Annotated in this window: 13 protein-coding genes and 2 pseudogenes; 7 read left to right on the top strand and 8 right to left on the bottom strand. The window is 59.4% G+C overall.

Features of this window, described 5'->3' with window-relative positions; all coding sequences use genetic code 11:
* From AC1Q6Y_RS04195 to AC1Q6Y_RS04185, 3 genes and pseudogenes are all read right to left on the bottom strand, one after another.
* Nucleotides 1-79 (bottom strand): annotated as a pseudogene (locus AC1Q6Y_RS04195) (hypothetical protein); the annotation flags it as partial.
* A 76-nt stretch (nt 80-155) separates the two neighbouring features.
* Complete coding sequence (locus AC1Q6Y_RS04190; RefSeq protein WP_492624135.1) at nt 156-920, bottom strand: methyl-accepting chemotaxis protein; 765 nt, start codon at nt 918-920, stop codon at nt 156-158.
* 93 nt (nt 921-1013) lie between these two features.
* Nucleotides 1014-2045: pseudogene (locus AC1Q6Y_RS04185) on the bottom strand (HAMP domain-containing protein); the annotation flags it as partial.
* 188 nt (nt 2046-2233) lie between these two features.
* Between AC1Q6Y_RS04185 and AC1Q6Y_RS04180 the strand changes: the two are divergent.
* Entirely contained in the window at nt 2234-3712 is a 1479-nt protein-coding gene (locus AC1Q6Y_RS04180; protein ID WP_057716569.1) for a helicase HerA-like domain-containing protein, read from the top strand.
* Nucleotides 3713-3814: 102 nt separating this feature from the next.
* Here the strand turns inward: AC1Q6Y_RS04180 and AC1Q6Y_RS04175 are convergent, their stop codons facing one another.
* Nucleotides 3815-4270 (bottom strand): DUF721 domain-containing protein, encoded by a 456-nt coding sequence (locus AC1Q6Y_RS04175; protein WP_090457454.1) that lies wholly within the window; start codon nt 4268-4270, stop codon nt 3815-3817.
* Between the two features lie 307 nt (nt 4271-4577).
* On the opposite strand from AC1Q6Y_RS04175, the gene secA reads away from it, so the two are divergent.
* From secA to AC1Q6Y_RS04155, 4 genes are all read left to right on the top strand, one after another.
* Nucleotides 4578-7313 carry a preprotein translocase subunit SecA gene (secA, locus tag AC1Q6Y_RS04170; protein WP_057713507.1) on the top strand — a complete coding sequence of 912 codons (2736 nt, stop codon included), beginning with the start codon at nt 4578-4580 and terminating at the stop codon, nt 7311-7313.
* A gap of 120 nt (nt 7314-7433) precedes the next feature.
* A complete protein-coding gene (gene argJ / locus AC1Q6Y_RS04165) occupies nt 7434-8651 on the top strand; it encodes a bifunctional glutamate N-acetyltransferase/amino-acid acetyltransferase ArgJ (protein ID WP_492624070.1) in 1218 nt (405 codons plus the stop codon).
* 148 nt (nt 8652-8799) lie between these two features.
* Complete coding sequence (locus tag AC1Q6Y_RS04160) at nt 8800-9432, top strand: glutathione S-transferase family protein (protein WP_492624069.1); 633 nt, start codon at nt 8800-8802, stop codon at nt 9430-9432.
* The gene (locus AC1Q6Y_RS04155; protein ID WP_492624068.1) at nt 9429-10373 is read left to right on the top strand and encodes a Nudix family hydrolase; all 945 of its coding nucleotides are present in this window, start codon (nt 9429-9431) and stop codon (nt 10371-10373) included. Before AC1Q6Y_RS04160 ends, AC1Q6Y_RS04155 begins: the two co-directional genes overlap by 4 nt.
* 117 nt (nt 10374-10490) lie before the next feature.
* On the opposite strand, the gene AC1Q6Y_RS04150 is transcribed toward AC1Q6Y_RS04155, so the two are convergent.
* Genes AC1Q6Y_RS04150 through AC1Q6Y_RS04140 form a run of 3 tightly spaced genes read right to left on the bottom strand, consistent with a single transcriptional unit; the run spans nt 10491 to nt 14074 of the window.
* A complete protein-coding gene (locus AC1Q6Y_RS04150) occupies nt 10491-11072 on the bottom strand; it encodes a cob(I)yrinic acid a,c-diamide adenosyltransferase (RefSeq protein WP_057713510.1) in 582 nt (193 codons plus the stop codon).
* A 2-nt stretch (nt 11073-11074) separates the two neighbouring features.
* Complete coding sequence (locus AC1Q6Y_RS04145) at nt 11075-13111, bottom strand: sensor histidine kinase (protein ID WP_057716570.1); 2037 nt, start codon at nt 13109-13111, stop codon at nt 11075-11077.
* 45 nt (nt 13112-13156) lie between these two features.
* Nucleotides 13157-14074 carry a putative 2-dehydropantoate 2-reductase gene (locus AC1Q6Y_RS04140; RefSeq protein ID WP_218494289.1) on the bottom strand — a complete coding sequence of 306 codons (918 nt, stop codon included), beginning with the start codon at nt 14072-14074 and terminating at the stop codon, nt 13157-13159.
* A gap of 135 nt (nt 14075-14209) precedes the next feature.
* Between AC1Q6Y_RS04140 and AC1Q6Y_RS04135 the strand changes: the two genes are divergently transcribed.
* Together AC1Q6Y_RS04135 and AC1Q6Y_RS04130 are read left to right on the top strand one after the other, a co-directional pair.
* Complete coding sequence (locus AC1Q6Y_RS04135; RefSeq protein ID WP_007990750.1) at nt 14210-14695, top strand: YajQ family cyclic di-GMP-binding protein; 486 nt, start codon at nt 14210-14212, stop codon at nt 14693-14695.
* A 137-nt stretch (nt 14696-14832) separates the two neighbouring features.
* Complete coding sequence (locus tag AC1Q6Y_RS04130) at nt 14833-15675, top strand: mechanosensitive ion channel family protein (protein ID WP_057713512.1); 843 nt, start codon at nt 14833-14835, stop codon at nt 15673-15675.
* 143 nt (nt 15676-15818) lie between these two features.
* Here the strand turns inward: AC1Q6Y_RS04130 and AC1Q6Y_RS04125 are convergent, their stop codons facing one another.
* The gene (locus AC1Q6Y_RS04125) at nt 15819-17165 is read right to left on the bottom strand and encodes an OprD family porin (protein ID WP_489339134.1); all 1347 of its coding nucleotides are present in this window, start codon (nt 17163-17165) and stop codon (nt 15819-15821) included.
* Nucleotides 17166-17286: the final 121 nt, after the last annotated feature.

Below are 17286 nucleotides of genomic sequence, written 5' to 3'. Positions count from 1 at the left end.
GGTTTTCCACACCTTCCTGGTTCAGCGTGTTGATTTCGGTGATGTCGACGTTGATCGACTCCACTACGGCGGTCTGTTCTCCCACAGGAATCTTTGTCGCACTATAGATCTACTGTGGGAGCGAGCTTGCTCGCGATGAGGCCGGTGAGGTTGCCTTAGATCCTGAAGCTACCTACCAACTGCTTCAATCGCGCCGCCTGCTGCTCAAGGTCCGAACACGCGCGCAATGTCGATTGCAGGTTTTCCACACCTTCCTGGTTCAGCGTGTTGATTTCGGTGATGTCGACGTTGATCGACTCCACTACGGCGGTCTGTTCTTCGGTCGCGGTGGCCACCGACTGGTTCATGCCGTCGATTTCACCGATACGCAGCGTCACGCTGTTCAGGCGCTCACCCGCAAGGTTGGCGATTTCCACGCTGTCCTGGCTGTGGCGCTGACTGTCGCTCATGGTGCTGACCGATTCCCGGGCGCCGACCTGCAGCTCCTCGATCATGGTTTGCACCTGTTGCGCCGATTCTTGCGTGCGATGTGCCAGGTTGCGCACTTCGTCCGCCACCACGGCAAATCCACGACCGGCTTCACCGGCGCGGGCGGCTTCAATGGCGGCGTTGAGCGCCAGCAAGTTGGTTTGCTGGGAAATGCTGGTGATCACTTCGAGAATCTGCCCGATGTTCACCGTTTTACTGTTCAGCGATTCGATGTTGGAACTCGACGCACAGAGCATGCTCGACAATTGATTCATCGCCACGATACTGCGGTCCACCACTTGCTGGCCGTCTTCGGCCAGGCTGCGGGCATCGCTGGCCTGGCTCGAAGCCTGAGCGGCGTTACGGGCAATTTCCTGGGCGGCGGCGCCGAGCTGGTTGATTGCGGCCGCGACGCTGCTGGTGCGCGAGGCTTGCTGGTCGGAGTTGAACATCGACGAATTGGAAGCGGCCACTACGCGCAATGCTACTTCGTTGACTTGCCCGGTGGCCGAAGACACTTCGCGGATCGAGCCGTGAATGCGCTCGACGAAACGGTTGAACGCGGTGCCCAGAGTGCCGAATTCGTCATTGTTCTGGATGGTCAGGCGCTTGGTCAGGTCGCCTTCGCCGTCGGCGATGTCGGCCATGGCGCGGGTCATGACGTGCAACGGCTGGGTCAGGATGCGAATCAGCATGCCGAGCAGGGCGATGATGATGGCCACGGCGATGATGGTCGCAACCACAGCCGAGGTGCGGAATTCGCTGAGCATCGAGTAGGCTTTTTCCTTATCGACCGACAGACCGATGTACCAGTTGACCGATGACAAGCCTTTGATCGGGGTGAAGGTCACGATGCGGGTTTTGCCGTCGACCAGGATTTCGCTCATGGCGCTGCTGATGGCCGGCGTGTCTTGCGGGTAGACATCCTTGAGCGTCTTCATCGCCAGCGCTTTGTCGGGATGTACCAGGATCTTGCCGTCGGAGCTGACCAGGAACGCATAACCCATGCCGTCGAAATCCAGCTTGCCAAGGCTGTCGGCGATCACCTGCAAACTCAGGTCGCCACCGACCACGCCGATGTTCTGGCCGTCCTTGATAACGCTGTCGACAATGGAAATCACCAGTTGGCCGGAGGCCAGATCAATATAAGGCTCGGTCAATGCCGAACCGCTGCTGCCTTGCGCGCTCTTGTACCAGGGACGTGCACGCGGGTCGTAGCCATCGGGCATCTTGCTGTCCGGGCGAATGATGAAAGAACCATCCTTGCTGCCGAGGTAGGCGCCCATGAAGGTCGAGGTCACGGCTTTTTGTACAAGCAGGCTGGAAACGTTGTCGGCATCGGGGTTGAGCGCAACAGTTTGTGACAGGTTTTCAATCAGCAGGCTGCGCCCGTTCAACCAGGTCTGGATATTGTTGGCGGTCACTGCGCCCATTTCCTGCAGATAATTTTCCAGGTCTTGGCGGATGGCGTTGCGCTGCAAGTAGTCGTTGTACAGCGTAAAGGAGGCGAAGGCGGCAATCACAATGAGGGCGGCAGCAAGCAGGATTTTATGGCTGAAACGCAGATTTTTGTTCATGGCTTGGGGTTCCGCTAAGGTCTTAATGTCCAGCGCGTGCTTTTATAAAGGGACGCACGACGGGCAAGGTTGAAAGCAAGTGAATTTTCCGACTCTCCTTAGGGAAATTTCCGACCAGATCGTGTCTGACTGCTTTGTCGTTATCTCTATCGGCCGTGTAGGACCAAAGATTAATCATGGGTGACCAAATGCCTGACTCATTGCAACTCGTTATCGGCGCCGATCCAGAAGGGCAGCCGGCTGCCCAGGCCATGCGCCTGGCGAACCGCCACGGATTGATCGCGGGCGCGACCGGCACCGGCAAGACTGTCACTTTGCAACGAATGGCCGAAGCTTTCAGCGATGCCGGCGTGGCGGTGTTCGCCGCGGACATCAAGGGTGACCTGTGCGGCCTCGGCGCCGCCGGCAATCCCCAGGGCAAGATCGCCGAGCGGATTGCCGGGATGCCCTGGCTCAACCACAAGCCTCAGGCTTATCCGGTGACGTTGTGGGACATACACGGTCAGTCCGGTCATCCTTTACGCACAACCTTGAGTGAAATGGGGCCGCTGTTGCTGGGCAGTCTGCTGGAGCTGACCGACAGCCAGCAGTCGGCGCTGTACGCCGCGTTCAAGGTGGCGGACCGCGAAGGCCTGTTGTTGCTCGATCTCAAGGACCTGAAGGCATTGCTCAATCATCTGCGGGACAACCCCCAGTTACTGGGCGACGATGCGGCATTGATGACCACCGGCTCCAGCCAGGCATTGCTGCGACGTCTGGCGACCCTGGAGCAACAGGGCGCCGAAGCCTTGTTCGGAGAGCCGGCGCTGCAACTCGAAGACATCCTCCAGCCCACGGCGGACGGGCGCGGTCGCATTCATTTGCTGGATGCCAGCCGCCTGGTGCATGAAGCGCCGAAAGTCTACGCAACGTTCCTGCTGTGGCTGCTGGCAGAGCTGTTCGAACAGTTGCCTGAGCGTGGCGATGCCGACAAGCCATTGCTGGCGCTGTTCTTCGACGAGGCCCACTTGTTGTTCAACGGTACGCCCCAGGCCTTGCGTGACCGTCTGGAGCAAGTCGTGAGGCTGATTCGTTCGAAAGGCGTGGGCGTGTATTTCGTCACCCAGTCGCCGGGTGACCTGCCGGATGATGTGCTGGCGCAGTTGGGCTTGCGCATCCAGCACGGTCTGCGTGCGTTCACCGCCAAGGAACAGAAGTCCCTGCGCGCGGTGGCCGAGGGTTTCCGGCCGAACCCAGCGTTTGATGCGTTGTCGGTGCTGACCGAGCTCGGGATCGGGGAGGCGCTGGTCGGCACCCTGCAGGAAAAAGGCACGCCGGAAATGGTCCGGCGGGTTCTGGTCGCACCGCCGCAATCGCGGATCGGGCCTTTGACCGGTGCAGAACGCACAGCGTTGATTGCCGGTTCGCCGTTGCAGGGGCGTTATGACAAGCCGATTGACCGTGACTCGGCCTATGAGGTGCTGATGGGACGCAAGGGCCTGGCACCTGAGCCCGAAGCGGAGCAGGGTAAACAAGAACCGAGCTTCACCGAACAGGCGGGAGAGTTCCTCGGCACCGCGGCAGGGAAGGCACTGAAATCGGCGATGCAACAGGCGGCGAACCAGATTGGCCGACAGTTGGTGCGCGGGTTGATGGGGTCGTTGCTAGGCAGCAAAAAACGCCGCTAGCTTGAGCGAACACAATCAATGTGGGAGCGGTCTGCTATTCAACGGATATGCCGTCTGACACACCGCCATCGCGAGCAAGCTCGCTCCCACATTGGATTTGTATCAGGTTCTGGTTTTGGCGTGCGCCGCCAGTCGCTCCAGCGCTGCCCGCAAATTCGGGTCGCTGATCCCATCGGCCGTGGCCTGGATGGTCGCTGCCGCGTCGTTGGACAAGTCCATGGTATGCCCGGCCGCACCTTGCTGAACGGTCGGCGGTTGAACTTTGAACAGGATCCGGGTCAGATTGGCGAACTCATCGAACATCTGTAATTGCCGCTGCAAACGCTTTTGCTGGTAACGCAGGCGGGTTGCCCAATGACCGTCGGTGACAATCAGCAACAAACTGCCTTCGCGCCAGGAAGCCACGTGGCAATGCTCGCGAGCGGCGGGTTGCAATTGGCTTTCGAGCAAACGTTGCAGATGACCCAGGCGTTGAGCGTGGCCGAGAATGGCCTTCAGCGGCTTGGCTTCGCGTAGTAGAACGGCAGGTACTTTGGCCGTAAGTGGGCGAAATGCCATGATCAGACACCTGAAGTAACAGAGGCGCCATGGTAGCAGAAAGCACCGAGTGCACCCGCCCATTGCTTTTGTGGGCGCTTTACCCATTAAATCAACAACTAACTTCTGCCTTGAACGGCTTGAAGTTGAGCAAAACGCCCTTATTTTAAGTGAGCCCCGTCAAAACGCTGTGCCAGCATCGTGGAATATCGCCACTTTCCTCTCCATCGTTTCCGGGTAGAATGCTCGTTCGCATGCGGCCATGAGGGCTGCACGGGCGACTCACGGGGCCGCCCTCCATCCCTTTAGTGTGGAAGATCCTGCCGATATGTTTGCGCCTTTGTTAAAGAAACTTTTTGGAAGCAAGAACGAGCGTGAAGTCAAACGCATGCTCAAGACGGTGCAACTCGTCAATGCCTTCGAAGAGCAAATGGTGGCCCTTTCGGACGATCAATTGCGTGCCAAGACAAGCGAGTTCAAGGCCCGCATCGCCAAAGGGGAATCCCTCGACAAACTGCTGCCAGAAGCCTTTGCGGTCGCCCGCGAAGCCGGCAAGCGTGTCATGGGCATGCGCCACTTCGATGTCCAGCTGATCGGCGGCATGACCTTGCATGAAGGCATGATCGCGGAAATGCGTACCGGTGAAGGCAAGACCCTGGTGGCAACACTGGGCGTTTACCTCAACGCGCTGTCCGGCAACGGCGTGCACGTTGTGACGGTGAACGACTACCTGGCCCGCCGTGACGCCAACTGGATGCGCCCGCTGTATGAATTCCTCGGCCTGACGGTCGGCGTTGTCACGCCGTTCCAGCCGCCGGAAGAAAAGCGCGCTGCCTACGCCGCCGACATCACCTACGGCACCAACAACGAATTCGGTTTCGATTACCTGCGCGACAACATGGCGTTCAGCATGGAAGAAAAATTCCAGCGCGAACTCAATTTTGCCGTGATCGACGAAGTCGACTCCATCCTCATCGACGAAGCCCGTACCCCGCTGATCATCTCCGGTCAGGCCGAAGACAGCTCCAAGCTGTACATCGAGGTCAACAAGCTGATCCCGCAGCTCAAGCTGCACGTTGAAGAAGTCGAAGGCGAAGTGACCCAGGCCGGTCACTTCACCGTCGACGAGAAGACCCGTCAGGTCGAACTCAACGAAGCCGGTCACCAGTACGTCGAAGAAACGCTGACCCGCATCGGCCTGCTGGCTGAAGGCGAGAGCCTGTACTCGGCCCACAACCTGAGCCTGCTGACTCACGTTTACGCCGGCCTGCGCGCGCACAAGCTGTTCCATCGCAACGTCGAATACATCGTGCAGGACGGTCAGGTCGTACTGGTCGACGAGCACACCGGCCGTACCATGCCGGGCCGCCGCTTGTCCGAAGGCCTGCACCAGGCCATCGAAGCCAAGGAAAACCTGAACATCCAGGCCGAAAGCCAGACGTTGGCGTCGACCACCTTCCAGAACTACTTCCGTCTGTACAACAAACTGTCCGGCATGACCGGTACGGCCGACACCGAAGCGTTCGAGTTCCACCAGATCTATGGCCTGCAGGTCATGGTGATTCCACCGAACAAGCCGCTGGCCCGTAAGGACTACAACGACCTGGTGTTCCTGACCGCCGACGAGAAATACGCGGCAATCGTGGCCGACATCAAGGAAAGCATGGCCGCGGGCCGTCCGGTCCTGGTCGGTACCGCCACCATCGAAACCTCCGAGCACATGTCCAGCCTGCTCGTGAAGGAAGGCATCGAACACAAGGTCCTGAACGCCAAGTTCCACGAAAAGGAAGCCGAGATCATTGCCCAGGCCGGTCGTCCGGGCGCGCTGACCATCGCCACCAACATGGCCGGTCGTGGTACCGACATCCTGTTGGGTGGTAACTGGGAAGTGGAAGTGGCTTCCCTGGAAAACCCGACCCCTGAGCAGATTGCCCAGATCAAGGCCGACTGGCAGAAACGTCACCAGCAAGTGCTCGAATCGGGCGGTTTGCAGGTGATTGCCTCCGAGCGCCATGAATCGCGCCGTATCGACAACCAGCTGCGTGGTCGTGCCGGTCGTCAGGGCGACGCCGGTTCCAGCCGTTTCTACCTGTCGCTGGAAGACAGCCTGATGCGCATCTTCGCCTCTGACCGGGTGAAGAACTTCATGAAGGCCCTGGGCATGCAGCCTGGCGAAGCGATCGAGCACCGCATGGTGACCAACGCTATCGAAAAGGCCCAGCGCAAGGTTGAAGGCCGCAACTTCGACATTCGCAAGCAACTGCTCGAGTTCGACGACGTCAACAACGAACAGCGTAAAGTGATCTATCACATGCGTAACACGTTGCTGGCCGCCGACAACATCGGTGAGACCATCGCTGACTTCCGTCAGGATGTGCTCGAAGCCACCGTCAGCGCGCACATTCCTCCACAATCGCTGCCTGAGCAGTGGGACGTGGCCGGTCTGGAAGCCGCGTTGCAGAGCGATTTCGGTGTGGCTCTGCCGATCCAGCAGTGGCTCGACGAAGACGACCACCTGTACGAAGAAACCCTGCGCGAGAAACTGATGCAGGAACTGATCGCGGCGTACAACGAGAAAGAAGACCAGGCGGGCGCCGAAGCGCTGCGCACCTTCGAGAAGCAAATCGTTCTGCGCGTGCTGGACGACCTGTGGAAAGACCACCTGTCGACCATGGATCACCTGCGTCACGGTATCCACTTGCGTGGTTATGCCCAGAAGAACCCGAAGCAGGAATACAAGCGCGAGTCCTTCACCCTGTTCTCCGAATTGCTGGATTCGATCAAGCGCGATTCGATCCGTGTGCTGTCCCACGTTCAGGTTCGTCGCGAAGACCCGATCGAAGAGGAGCAGCGCCTGCGTCAGGAAGCCGAGGCATTGGCCGCTCGCATGCAGTTCCTGCATGAAGAGGCTCCAGGCCTGGAGCAACCGGAAGCGTTGGGCGAAGAGATTGACGTTGCCCTCGCTGCCGCGCCGGTTCGCAACGAGCAGAAGCTGGGTCGCAACGAGTTGTGCTACTGCGGTTCGGGCAAGAAGTTCAAGCATTGCCACGGGCAGATTCAGTAAAACCCGTTTCAATCGCTGAAATACCCGCGCCGCGACCGGCTTCTGCCGTCGCGGCGTTTTACCATTCGAACCACCGTTCTGCTGAAACGGTGCTGACATCATTTATAAAGGAGCGCATTCATGGCTGTTGGTCTTGGTCCTTTGCCAACGTTGCACCCGGTTGCCGGTTTTGAACTCGGTATCGCCTCGGCTGGCATCAAGCGCCCGGGGCGCAAGGATGTTGTGGTCATGCGCTGTGTTGAGGGCTCCACGGTTGCCGGCGTGTTCACCTTGAACGCCTTTTGCGCCGCACCGGTGATCCTGGCCAAGCAACGCGTACAAGGCCCTGTGCGTTACCTGTTGACCAACACCGGCAATGCCAACGCCGGCACGGGCGAACCTGGCCTGGCCGCCGCCGAGCGCACTTGTGCGAAACTGGCCGAGTTGACCGGTGTCGATGCCAGCCAGGTGCTGCCGTATTCCACCGGTGTGATCGGCGAGCCGCTGCCGGTCGAGAAAATCGAAGGCGCGCTGCAAGCGGCCCTCGATGACCTGTCGATCCACAACTGGGAAGCTGCCGCCACGGGCATCATGACCACCGACACCCTGCCAAAGGGCGCCAGTCGTCAGTTCCAGCACGACGGCGTGACCATCACCGTTACCGGCATCAGCAAAGGCGCCGGCATGATTCGCCCGAACATGGCGACCATGCTCGGCTACATCGCCACCGACGCCAAAGTCTCCCGCGACGTGCTGCAAAACCTGATGCTCGATGGCGCCAACAAGTCGTTCAACCGCATCACCATCGACGGTGATACCTCGACCAACGACTGCTGCATGCTGATCGCCACCGGTCAGGCTGCGCTGCCGGAAATCACCCTCGCCGAAGGTGAACTGTTTGCCAAGCTCAAGCAAGCGGTGTTCGAAGTGTGCATGGACGTAGCCCAGGCCATCGTTCGTGACGGTGAAGGCGCGACCAAATTCGTCACTGTTGAAGTCAATGGTGGCGGCAACCACCAGGAATGCCTGGACGTCGGTTACACCGTGGCTCACTCGCCGCTGATCAAGACCGCGCTCTTCGCTTCCGACCCGAACTGGGGCCGCATCCTGGCCGCCGTCGGCCGTGCCGGTGTACCGAACCTGGACGTGAGCAAGATCGACGTGTTCCTCGGCGACGTATGCATCGCCAGCCGTGGCGCGCGCGCGGCGACCTACACCGAAGACCAGGGCGCGGCGGTGATGCAGCAGGAAGAAATCACCATCCGTATCGAGTTGGGTCGTGGCGATTGCAGCGAAACCATCTGGACTACCGACCTGTCCCACGAATACGTGAAGATCAACGCCGAGTACCGTACGTAAGATCGAGTCGCCCCTATCGCGAGCAGGCTCGCTCCCACATTGGATTTGTGTACACCTCGAACCACTGTGGGAGCGAGCCTGCTCGCGATGGCGATCTGTCAGTCGCTAGCTAGACTGGCCTGTCTCCCTCATCCCAAAGGTCCCGAACATGAGCCTGCACCTGATCATCGGCGACAAACTGCATTCCTCCTGGTCCCTGCGCGGGGCTCTGGCCCTCGATCTGGCTGGCGCCTCCTACACCGAAGAACTGATCAAGCTGAATCAGCCGGACACCCGTGAGCGTCTGCTCAAGCATTCTCCGACCGGCAAGGTCCCGCTGCTGAAAACCGAACACGGAACCATCGCCGACTCCCTGGCGATTGCTGAATACCTGGCAGAACAGTTTCCCGACGCGAACCTGTGGCCCAAAGACACTGCCGCCCGCGCCCAGGCGCGTTCGGCGTGCGCGCAGATGCACAGTGGCTTTTTCGCCATGCGCGGCAACATGCCGTTTGACCTGAGCCATGACTCCCCTTTGTCACCGGTTCCGGCTGACGTTCAGGCCGACATCGAACGCATGTCGGCGCTGTGGGCCGAGTGCCGTGCTGCCGCGACAGAAACCGGACCGTACCTGTTTGGTCGTATCAGTCTGGCGGATGTGTTCTTTGCACCCATCGCCGTGCGCCTGCGCACCTATCGGGTGAAACTGTCCGTGGCTGATGAAGCCTATGTTGAAACCCTCTACCAATGGCCAGCGTACAAGGCCTGGCAGAAGGCCGGACTGGAGGAAATCGAGCGGTGAAACGAGTTCATGTAGCTGCCGCCGTTATCCGTGATAACAACGGCAAGATCCTTATCGCCCGCCGTGCCGATACCCAGCACCAGGGTGGCCTGTGGGAGTTTCCCGGGGGCAAGGTCGAGGCCGACGAGTCGGTCGAAACCGCACTGGCCCGCGAACTCCATGAGGAACTGGGCATCGTGGTCGGCGCGGCGCGCCCGCTGATCAAGGTCCGGCACGATTACCCGGACAAGCAGGTGTTGCTGGATGTCTGGGAAGTCTCGGCGTTTAGCGGCGAGCCCCACGGTGCCGAGGGACAGCCGCTGGCCTGGGTGACACCCCGCGACCTGTCGGATTATGAGTTCCCTGAAGCCAACCGGCCGATCGTCGCGGCCGCACGGTTACCCGAGCAGTACTTGATCACCCCGGAAGACCTGGAAACCCCCGCGTTGCTGCGTGGTATTCAGAAGGCCATTGCCGGCGGCGTCAAGCTGATCCAGTTGCGTGCACCGAACGGCTACGACCCGAAATACCGCGACCTGGCAGTGGATGCTGTGGGGTTGTGTGCCGGCAAGGCGCAATTGATGATCAAGGGGCCGTTCGAATGGCTGGGCGACTTCCCGTCCGCCGGTTGGCACATTACCGCGGCGCAACTGCGCAAATACGCAGCGGCTGGCCGACCGCTACCGGCATCGCGCTGGCTGGCGGCGTCTTGCCATAACGCTGAAGAGTTGGCGCTGGCCGAACAGATGGGGGTGGATTTCGTGACCCTGTCGCCGGTTCAACCGACCCTGACTCACCCTGGTGCCGAGCCGTTGGGTTGGGAGCAGGCATCGAGCCTGATCGAGGGCTTCAGCAAGCCGGTGTTCCTGCTCGGTGGTGTAGGTCCGTCGGAGGTCGAGAAAGCCTGGGCTGCGGGTGCGCAGGGGGTGGCGGGGATTCGGGCTTTTTGGCCTGAGGCTTGATTCTGTGCTGTAGCTTCTGACGCCATCGCGAGCAAGCTCGCTCCCACAGGTTTTGTGAACGCCACAAGTCCAATGTGGGAGCGAGCTCGCTCGCGATGAGGGCCTGACAGGCGCCGATTAAACCTCAGGCTTCGCCGCAGGCTGCCAAAGTATCTCCGCCACTCCCTGACGCTTGGCAATCAGCCGCGCCACCACAAACAACAAATCCGACAACCGATTGATGTACGCCAGGCCAACCCCGGCCAACGGTTCAATCGCGTTGAGCTGCTGACATCGCCGTTCTGCGCTGCGTGCCAGGCTGCGGCAGACATGGGCCTGGGCAATCAGCGTCGAGCCGCCGGGCAAGATGAAGTTTTCCAGCGGCCCCAGCTCTTCATTCCACAGATCGATCGCCGCTTCCAGTCGTTCGATTTCCGCTGCATTCAACGCCTGATACACCGGCATCGCCAGCTCGCCACCCAGATCAAATAACCGATGCTGGCAGGGGGCCAATACCTCGATCACTTCGTTCAAGTCCGGAAACTGACCCGTTTGCGCTGCCAACCCGGCCAGCAACACGCCCACCTGACTGTTCAGCGTATCGACTTCGCCAATGGCCTCGATCCGCGGGTGATCCTTGGGCACGCGACGACCATCGCCCAGCCCGGTCTCGCCTTTGTCGCCAGTGCGGGTGTAAATCTTCGACAAACGAAAGCCCATGGTTACCTCGATAGCAGATTGAGTTGTTGCGAGACAGGCGGCGTGCTCGCCAGGGGCAGGCGCAAGGTGAAGCAGGTGCCTTGGCCAAGCGTCGATTGCACTTCCATCTGCCCTTTGTGGTTATTGGTGACGATGAAGTACGACACCGACAGGCCAAGCCCGGTGCCCTGGCCGATTTCCTTGGTGGTGAAGAATGGTTCGAAGGTCCGTTTGCGCACGCTTTCGCTCATGCCGATGCCGTTGTCCTCGACCTGAATTTCCGCCCATGGCGGGTTGAGCCTGGTGCGCAGAATGATCCGTCCAGGCTCGCTGTCATCTTCGCGCTGGTGGATGGCTTGCGCAGCGTTTTTCAACAGGTTGAGCAGCACTTGCTCCAGTTCGTTGGCGGTGCCGGGGACCGGTCCCAACGCGGGATCGAACTGACGAATGATGGCCTGGCCCTTGAAGTCGAAGCCGATCGCCAGGTCAAAATCGTTACCGGCGATCTCCACCGCCTGGTCGATCAGGGCGGGCAGGTCGCAGGGGGCCATCTGGCGGGTGCTGCGACGACTGAAGCTGAGCATGTGGGTGACGATTTTCGCCGCCCGGGCACCTGCCTGCTGGATGCCGTCGAGCAACTGTGGCACCTCGCGAACTTGCAGGTACTGGTTGACCGTCGTCAGTTCGATGCCGGCCTGTTCAGCCACTTCGAGGTTCTTCGGCAAATCGGGTGACAGGCGTCGGCGAATGTTTTGCACGTTGTGCAGGATCGCGCCCAGCGGGTTGTTGATCTCGTGGGCCATGCCGGCGGCCAGACCACCCACCGAAAGCATTTTCTCCGACTGCACCATCATCTCTTCCAGGGACAGGCGCTGGGTGATGTCATCGATCCGGATTACCACGCCACGCCCGGCACCGCCCATCAGCGGGTAGAAAGTCAGGGCGTAGTGGCGGGGCTCATCGTCCTTGAGCCAGGTGACACGTTCGATCTTGGCCACCGTATGCTGCTCGACCGTTTCCTTGAGTTGCGGCAAGAACGGCTTGAGCGGTTCGAAGGCGAGGAAGATAGGCTGGTTCAGGGCTTCATCGAGACGCGTGCCGGACAGGGCACTGGCCTCCTGGTTCCATTGCGTCACGTAGAGCTGTTCGTCGAGTGCGATCAGCGCCGACGGCATGGAGTCGATGATGCTGTTGAGGTAGTTCTGGAAACCGGTGAGCTTTTTCTCGATCTTGCTGCGCACCTGGACTTCGAGCTCCAGTTTGCGGTTGGTGTGGCGGGTTTCCTCTGCCAGACCCTGGGCCTGGTCGTAGGCTGCCTGGGAGTCGTCCCTGGCCCGCTTGAGTTGCTGCTCCCTGGCCTCGATCCGCGAAAGCATGGTATTGAACGCCTCGGCGAGGCTGCCGATTTCATCGTGGTTTCCGCGCGAAGCACGCAGTGCATAGTTTTCTTCTCGGGTTACCTGCCGGGACAACTCCTCGAGTTGGTGGATCGGCCGGGTAATCAAGCGCTTGATCTGGCGGGCAATGATCAGCCACAGCAGCACGCTGAAGATCAGAATCCCCAGGCTGGCCGTCAGGGTCCCGGTGTAGAACGCCACTGGCAGTTCGCTCGTGGCCACCAACAGCAGGTGCCCTGGTGCCGCACCGGTGCGGGGCAGGGGGATGACCTGGTTGGTACGAAACTCGGTGGCCTGCCAGTCTTCGATATGTCGGAAACGCTTCGGCAGTTCCAGGTTGTCGCCATGCTGCAATTGCGCCAATCGCTCACCCTTTCCGTCATACAGGGCCGCCGCGCGCAACGGCGAATAGCTGTTGAGTTCATTGAGCAGGCGCTCGGCGCTTTGCGGTGACGCCAGGGCTTCGGAGGCCAGGCTCGGGTTGGATATCAGGCGGCCGATGGTCTGCAGAGCCTGGGGCGCCATGCTTTCCTGGGAGATGTAGTAGGCGGCACTGATAAAGGTCAGGTTGGCAACCAGCAGGACGGTGACCATCAGTACCAGCAGGGCGGCCAGCAGTTTCTGGCCGACGGGCAGGTTTTCAAGGCGCTGGCGCAATGGCATCGGATTGATCGCAGACAAGGAACAAGTGGCCAGCGTAGCCGCTGCTCAGTCGCTGGGCAATCCAAGGCTTTGCAGGCGAGCGATCAACCTTGCCTCAAGTTGATTGAGGTGAGGCAGGTTCAGTTGATGACGCCCGGCCACTTTGCAGGCGTAACCGAGCAGGTAGCTGATTTCCGTGCGGCGCTGGCTCGTGACGTCCTGATGCATCGAGGAGTAGTTGGCTGCGGTGGCGTGAATCACTCGTTCGACTTCCTGCTGCAGGTTTTCGGCGGCTGCCGGCTGACCACAACGCTCAAGCAACTCCGCCAGTTCGCCGCACAGGGTGGCGACCTCACATTGATGTTGCTGCAAACCGCCGTTGCGGCAATCGTGCAGCACCGTCAGCGGATTGATCGCACAGTTGAGGGCGAGTTTGCGCCACAGCCTGGTCAGAATCTCCGTGCTCCACTCGTGGGGAATGCCGGCAGCGCTCAGGTCATCGAGCCAGATCGGCGCCACCGGATGGCTCGCATCCCCCAGCCAGGTGAAGCCATGCCCGGCAAACACCACGCGCCAATCGCCATCGCGGAAGGCACCTTCTGTGCTCGAGGCATAGATGCAGCGAGCCTGAGGAACCTGTGCGGCTACCGCGTCCTGACTGCCCAGGCCATTTTGCAGCAGGATCAGTTCGGCGCCTGGGGCCAGGCGTGGCGCCAATCGAGCCACCGCACTTTCGGTATCGTAGGCTTTGCACGCCACCAGCAGGCGGTGGATCGGTTGCGGGTTGTCGGCTGTCTCGGCGGGCACGGCATAGTGTTGCGCCTCGCCGTGTTCCACCAGTGTCAATCCACCGGCAGTCTCATAGGCCTGCAGTCTCGCGGTGTCCCGCAGGATCAGCCTGACCGGCACGCCAGCCCGTGCCAGACGTGTCGTCCATAATGTGCCGAGGCTGCCGGCGCCCAATACATGCCAGGTGGTGGACATCAGCTTTTTGCTCTGTTTAAGGCGTGCATCGGCAGCTCACAGTGAATGATGGGAAAGACCCGTTATAATCAGCGCGGATTTTAACCGCAAGCCAGGCGTGCTCCATCGGTGCGCCTTTATATTTGGAGAGATTACATGCCGTCGTTCGACGTGGTATCCGAACTGGACAAACACGAAGTCACCAACGCGGTCGAGAACGCCGTCAAGGAACTCGATCGTCGTTATGACCTGAAAGGCAAAGGCAGCTTCGAGTTCAAGGAAAAAGACCTGACCGTCAACCTGACCGCCGAAGCGGATTTCCAGCTTGAAGCGATGATTGAGATCCTCAAGCTGGCGCTGGTCAAGCGCAAAATCGACGTGCAGTGCCTTGAAGTCAAGGACGCGTTCGCGTCGGGCAAGCTGATGAAGCAGGACGCCGTCCTCAAGGAAGGCATCGACAAGGAGCTGGCGAAGAAAATCGTCGCTCATGTCAAAGACGCCAAGCTCAAGGTCCAGGCGGCCATTCAGGGCGAGCAGGTTCGCATCACCGGCAAAAAGCGTGATGACCTGCAAGAAGCCATTGCAGTGCTGCGGGCCAAGGAGTTCGGCATGCCGCTGCAGTTCAACAACTTCCGCGACTGATCTTGAAAGCGGGAACCTCCTGGCGTTTGCGACGTCGGAGGCCCCAGCAACGGCAGAAACGATTGAGCCCGTCGCGGTTGGATCTTTCTGCCGCTTTTTTTACGCATGCCGGGTAGCCGGAAAACAGGAGAATGTAGATGGACTTAAATGCCGAGGTAGACAATCTGGTCAAGGTATCCCAAAGCTGGATCCCGATGATCATGGAATACGGCAGCCGTGTACTGCTGGCGGTCATCACCCTGGCCATCGGCTGGTGGCTGATCAACAAGGTCACGAAAAAGCTCGGCGGCCTGATTGCATTACGTAATGCCGACCTGGCGCTGCAAGGTTTTATCAGCAGTCTGGCGAACATCATCCTCAAGATCTTGCTGGTCGTCAGCGTGGCCTCGATGATCGGTGTGGAAACCACTTCGTTTGTGGCGGCGATTGGTGCGGCAGGCCTGGCCATTGGCCTGGCCTTGCAGGGCAGCCTGGCGAACTTCGCCGGTGGCGTGCTGATTTTGCTGTTCCGTCCGTTTCGCATCGGCGACTGGATCGAGGCTCAGGGTATCGCCGGTACTGTCGACAGCATCCAGATTTTCCATACCGTACTGCGTACTGGTGACAACAAGACCATCATCGTGCCGAACGGCAATCTGTCGAATGGCATCATCACTAACACAAACCGTCAGCCGACTCGTAAAGTCGTGTTTGATGTAGGCGTTGATTACGAAGCGGACCTTCAGAAAGCCCGTGAAGTTTTACTGGAATTGGCCAGGGACCCGCGAGTATTGACAGATCCGGAACCACAGGCAGTTGTTTCTACCCTGGGTGACAGTTCGATCACGCTTTCGCTTCGTGTCTGGGTAAAGACTGCCGATTACTGGGATGTGTTGTTCATGTTCAACGAACTATCCCGTGATCGCCTGAGAGAGGCCGGCATTGATATTCCATTTCCACAGCGGGTTATTCGTGTGGTTCAGGAGTCTGCGGTGCAGTGACAGGTCATTTGAACAATGTCTGACTCTTTGGTCAGGCATGTTCTGTAAGGGGCAGGTCGTTAAAGCAGTCAAGCGACAGCCAACAAAAAGGCCCATCCGAAGATGGGCCTTTTGTTTTGTTACCGCAAACTAACTGGATGCGATTACAAAACCGACAGCGGGTAGTCGACGATGAAACGGAACTCTTTCACGTCGCCTTCGCCTTGGTCGGCGTTAGCGAAGTGCCATGCCTGACGAATACGGAAGGACAGGTCTTTTGCCGGGCCAGTCTGAACAACGTACTTGGCTTCGAAGTTGGTTTCGTTGTGCTTGCCATCTGCACCGTACAGACCAGCGTAAGCGCTGTTGGCTGGAGTGTTGGTGCCGTCGATGTCCCAACCTTTAACGTAACGGGTCATGAAGCTCAGACCTGGAACGCCGTACTCGGCCATTTTCAGGTCGTAACGAACCTGGGCAGACTTCTCGTTCGGAGCGTTGAAGTCAGAGTACTGGATGGAGTTGGCGAGGAAGATCGAGTCACCGCCGCGGTTGTTCTTGCCAATACCGATGTAGTCGAACGGAGTGTCACCGTTGACCTTCTGGAAGCCCAGGGTAATGGTGTGTGCTTTCAGGAACGAGAAAGCAGCCGCCAGGGAGAACGTGGTGTTGCTGATATCGCCGACTTTGGCATCGCCAGTGTCTTTGGTGTTGTAGATGTTACCGTCCAGGTTCAGCGACTCGGAGTCGGTGAACGGGATGGTGTAGTTCAGGTTGGCGTAGTACTGGTTCCAGATGTCTTCCAGCTTGGCGCCGTACAGCGATGCGCTCAGGTTTTCGGTGAAACCGTACTTGCCGCCGAAGTAGTCGATCTTGTTGGCGGAAACGCCGGCGTAGTTTGCAAACAGGTCGCCGTCACGGGCGTTTTTGTCCTGGCTGCTACCCGAGTAGAAGTGACCGGCCTCGAGGTCAAGGTCTTTGATCTCGCTGCTCTGCAGTTGGATACCGCTGGCAGTTTGCGGCAGGATACGGGAGCCGCCCACAGCGAACACTGGGGAAGTGCTTGGCTGCATGTCGCCGACTTTCAGCTCGGTTTTGGAAACGCGGAATTTAACGGCGCCACCGGCTTTACCCTGGCTGTCGTTGACATCGCGAGAACCGTTGGCGTTAACGGTGTCGCTACGGCTCATGTTGCCGCTACCGCTAGTGCCGTCACCACCGTCCAGCTTGATTGCCAGGTAACCGTACGCATCAACGCCGACACCGATCAGGCCTTGGGTGTAACCGGAGCTGTAGTTAGCCCAGATGCCCTGGGTCCAGTCTTTCTGGTCACGGGCACCGTCTTTGTTATCACGGTTGAAGTAGTAGTTGCGAACCAGCAAGTTCAGCGTGCTGTCTTCAACAAAACCTTTGGCTTCAGCCTGGTCACTTACGAAAGGGGCGGCCGTAGCCAATTGGGTACTGGCTGCTGCTGCAACTGCCAGTGCGATCATGCTCCACTTCATCACGCGCATCGTGATTTGCTCCTTTGGTTTTAGAAGAGTACTGCCGTCCCACCTGTTTTATTATCTGGGCGGCTCTTTCTTTTTGTGTCGGCGCAAACTTATATCACGCCGACAATGTTGGCGATACTTG

It is taken from the genome of Pseudomonas sp. GW823-FHT06E10 (assembly GCF_058794995.1).
Note: the sequence above shows the minus strand (reverse complement) of the source record. Positions and strands in the feature narration are given on the sequence as shown.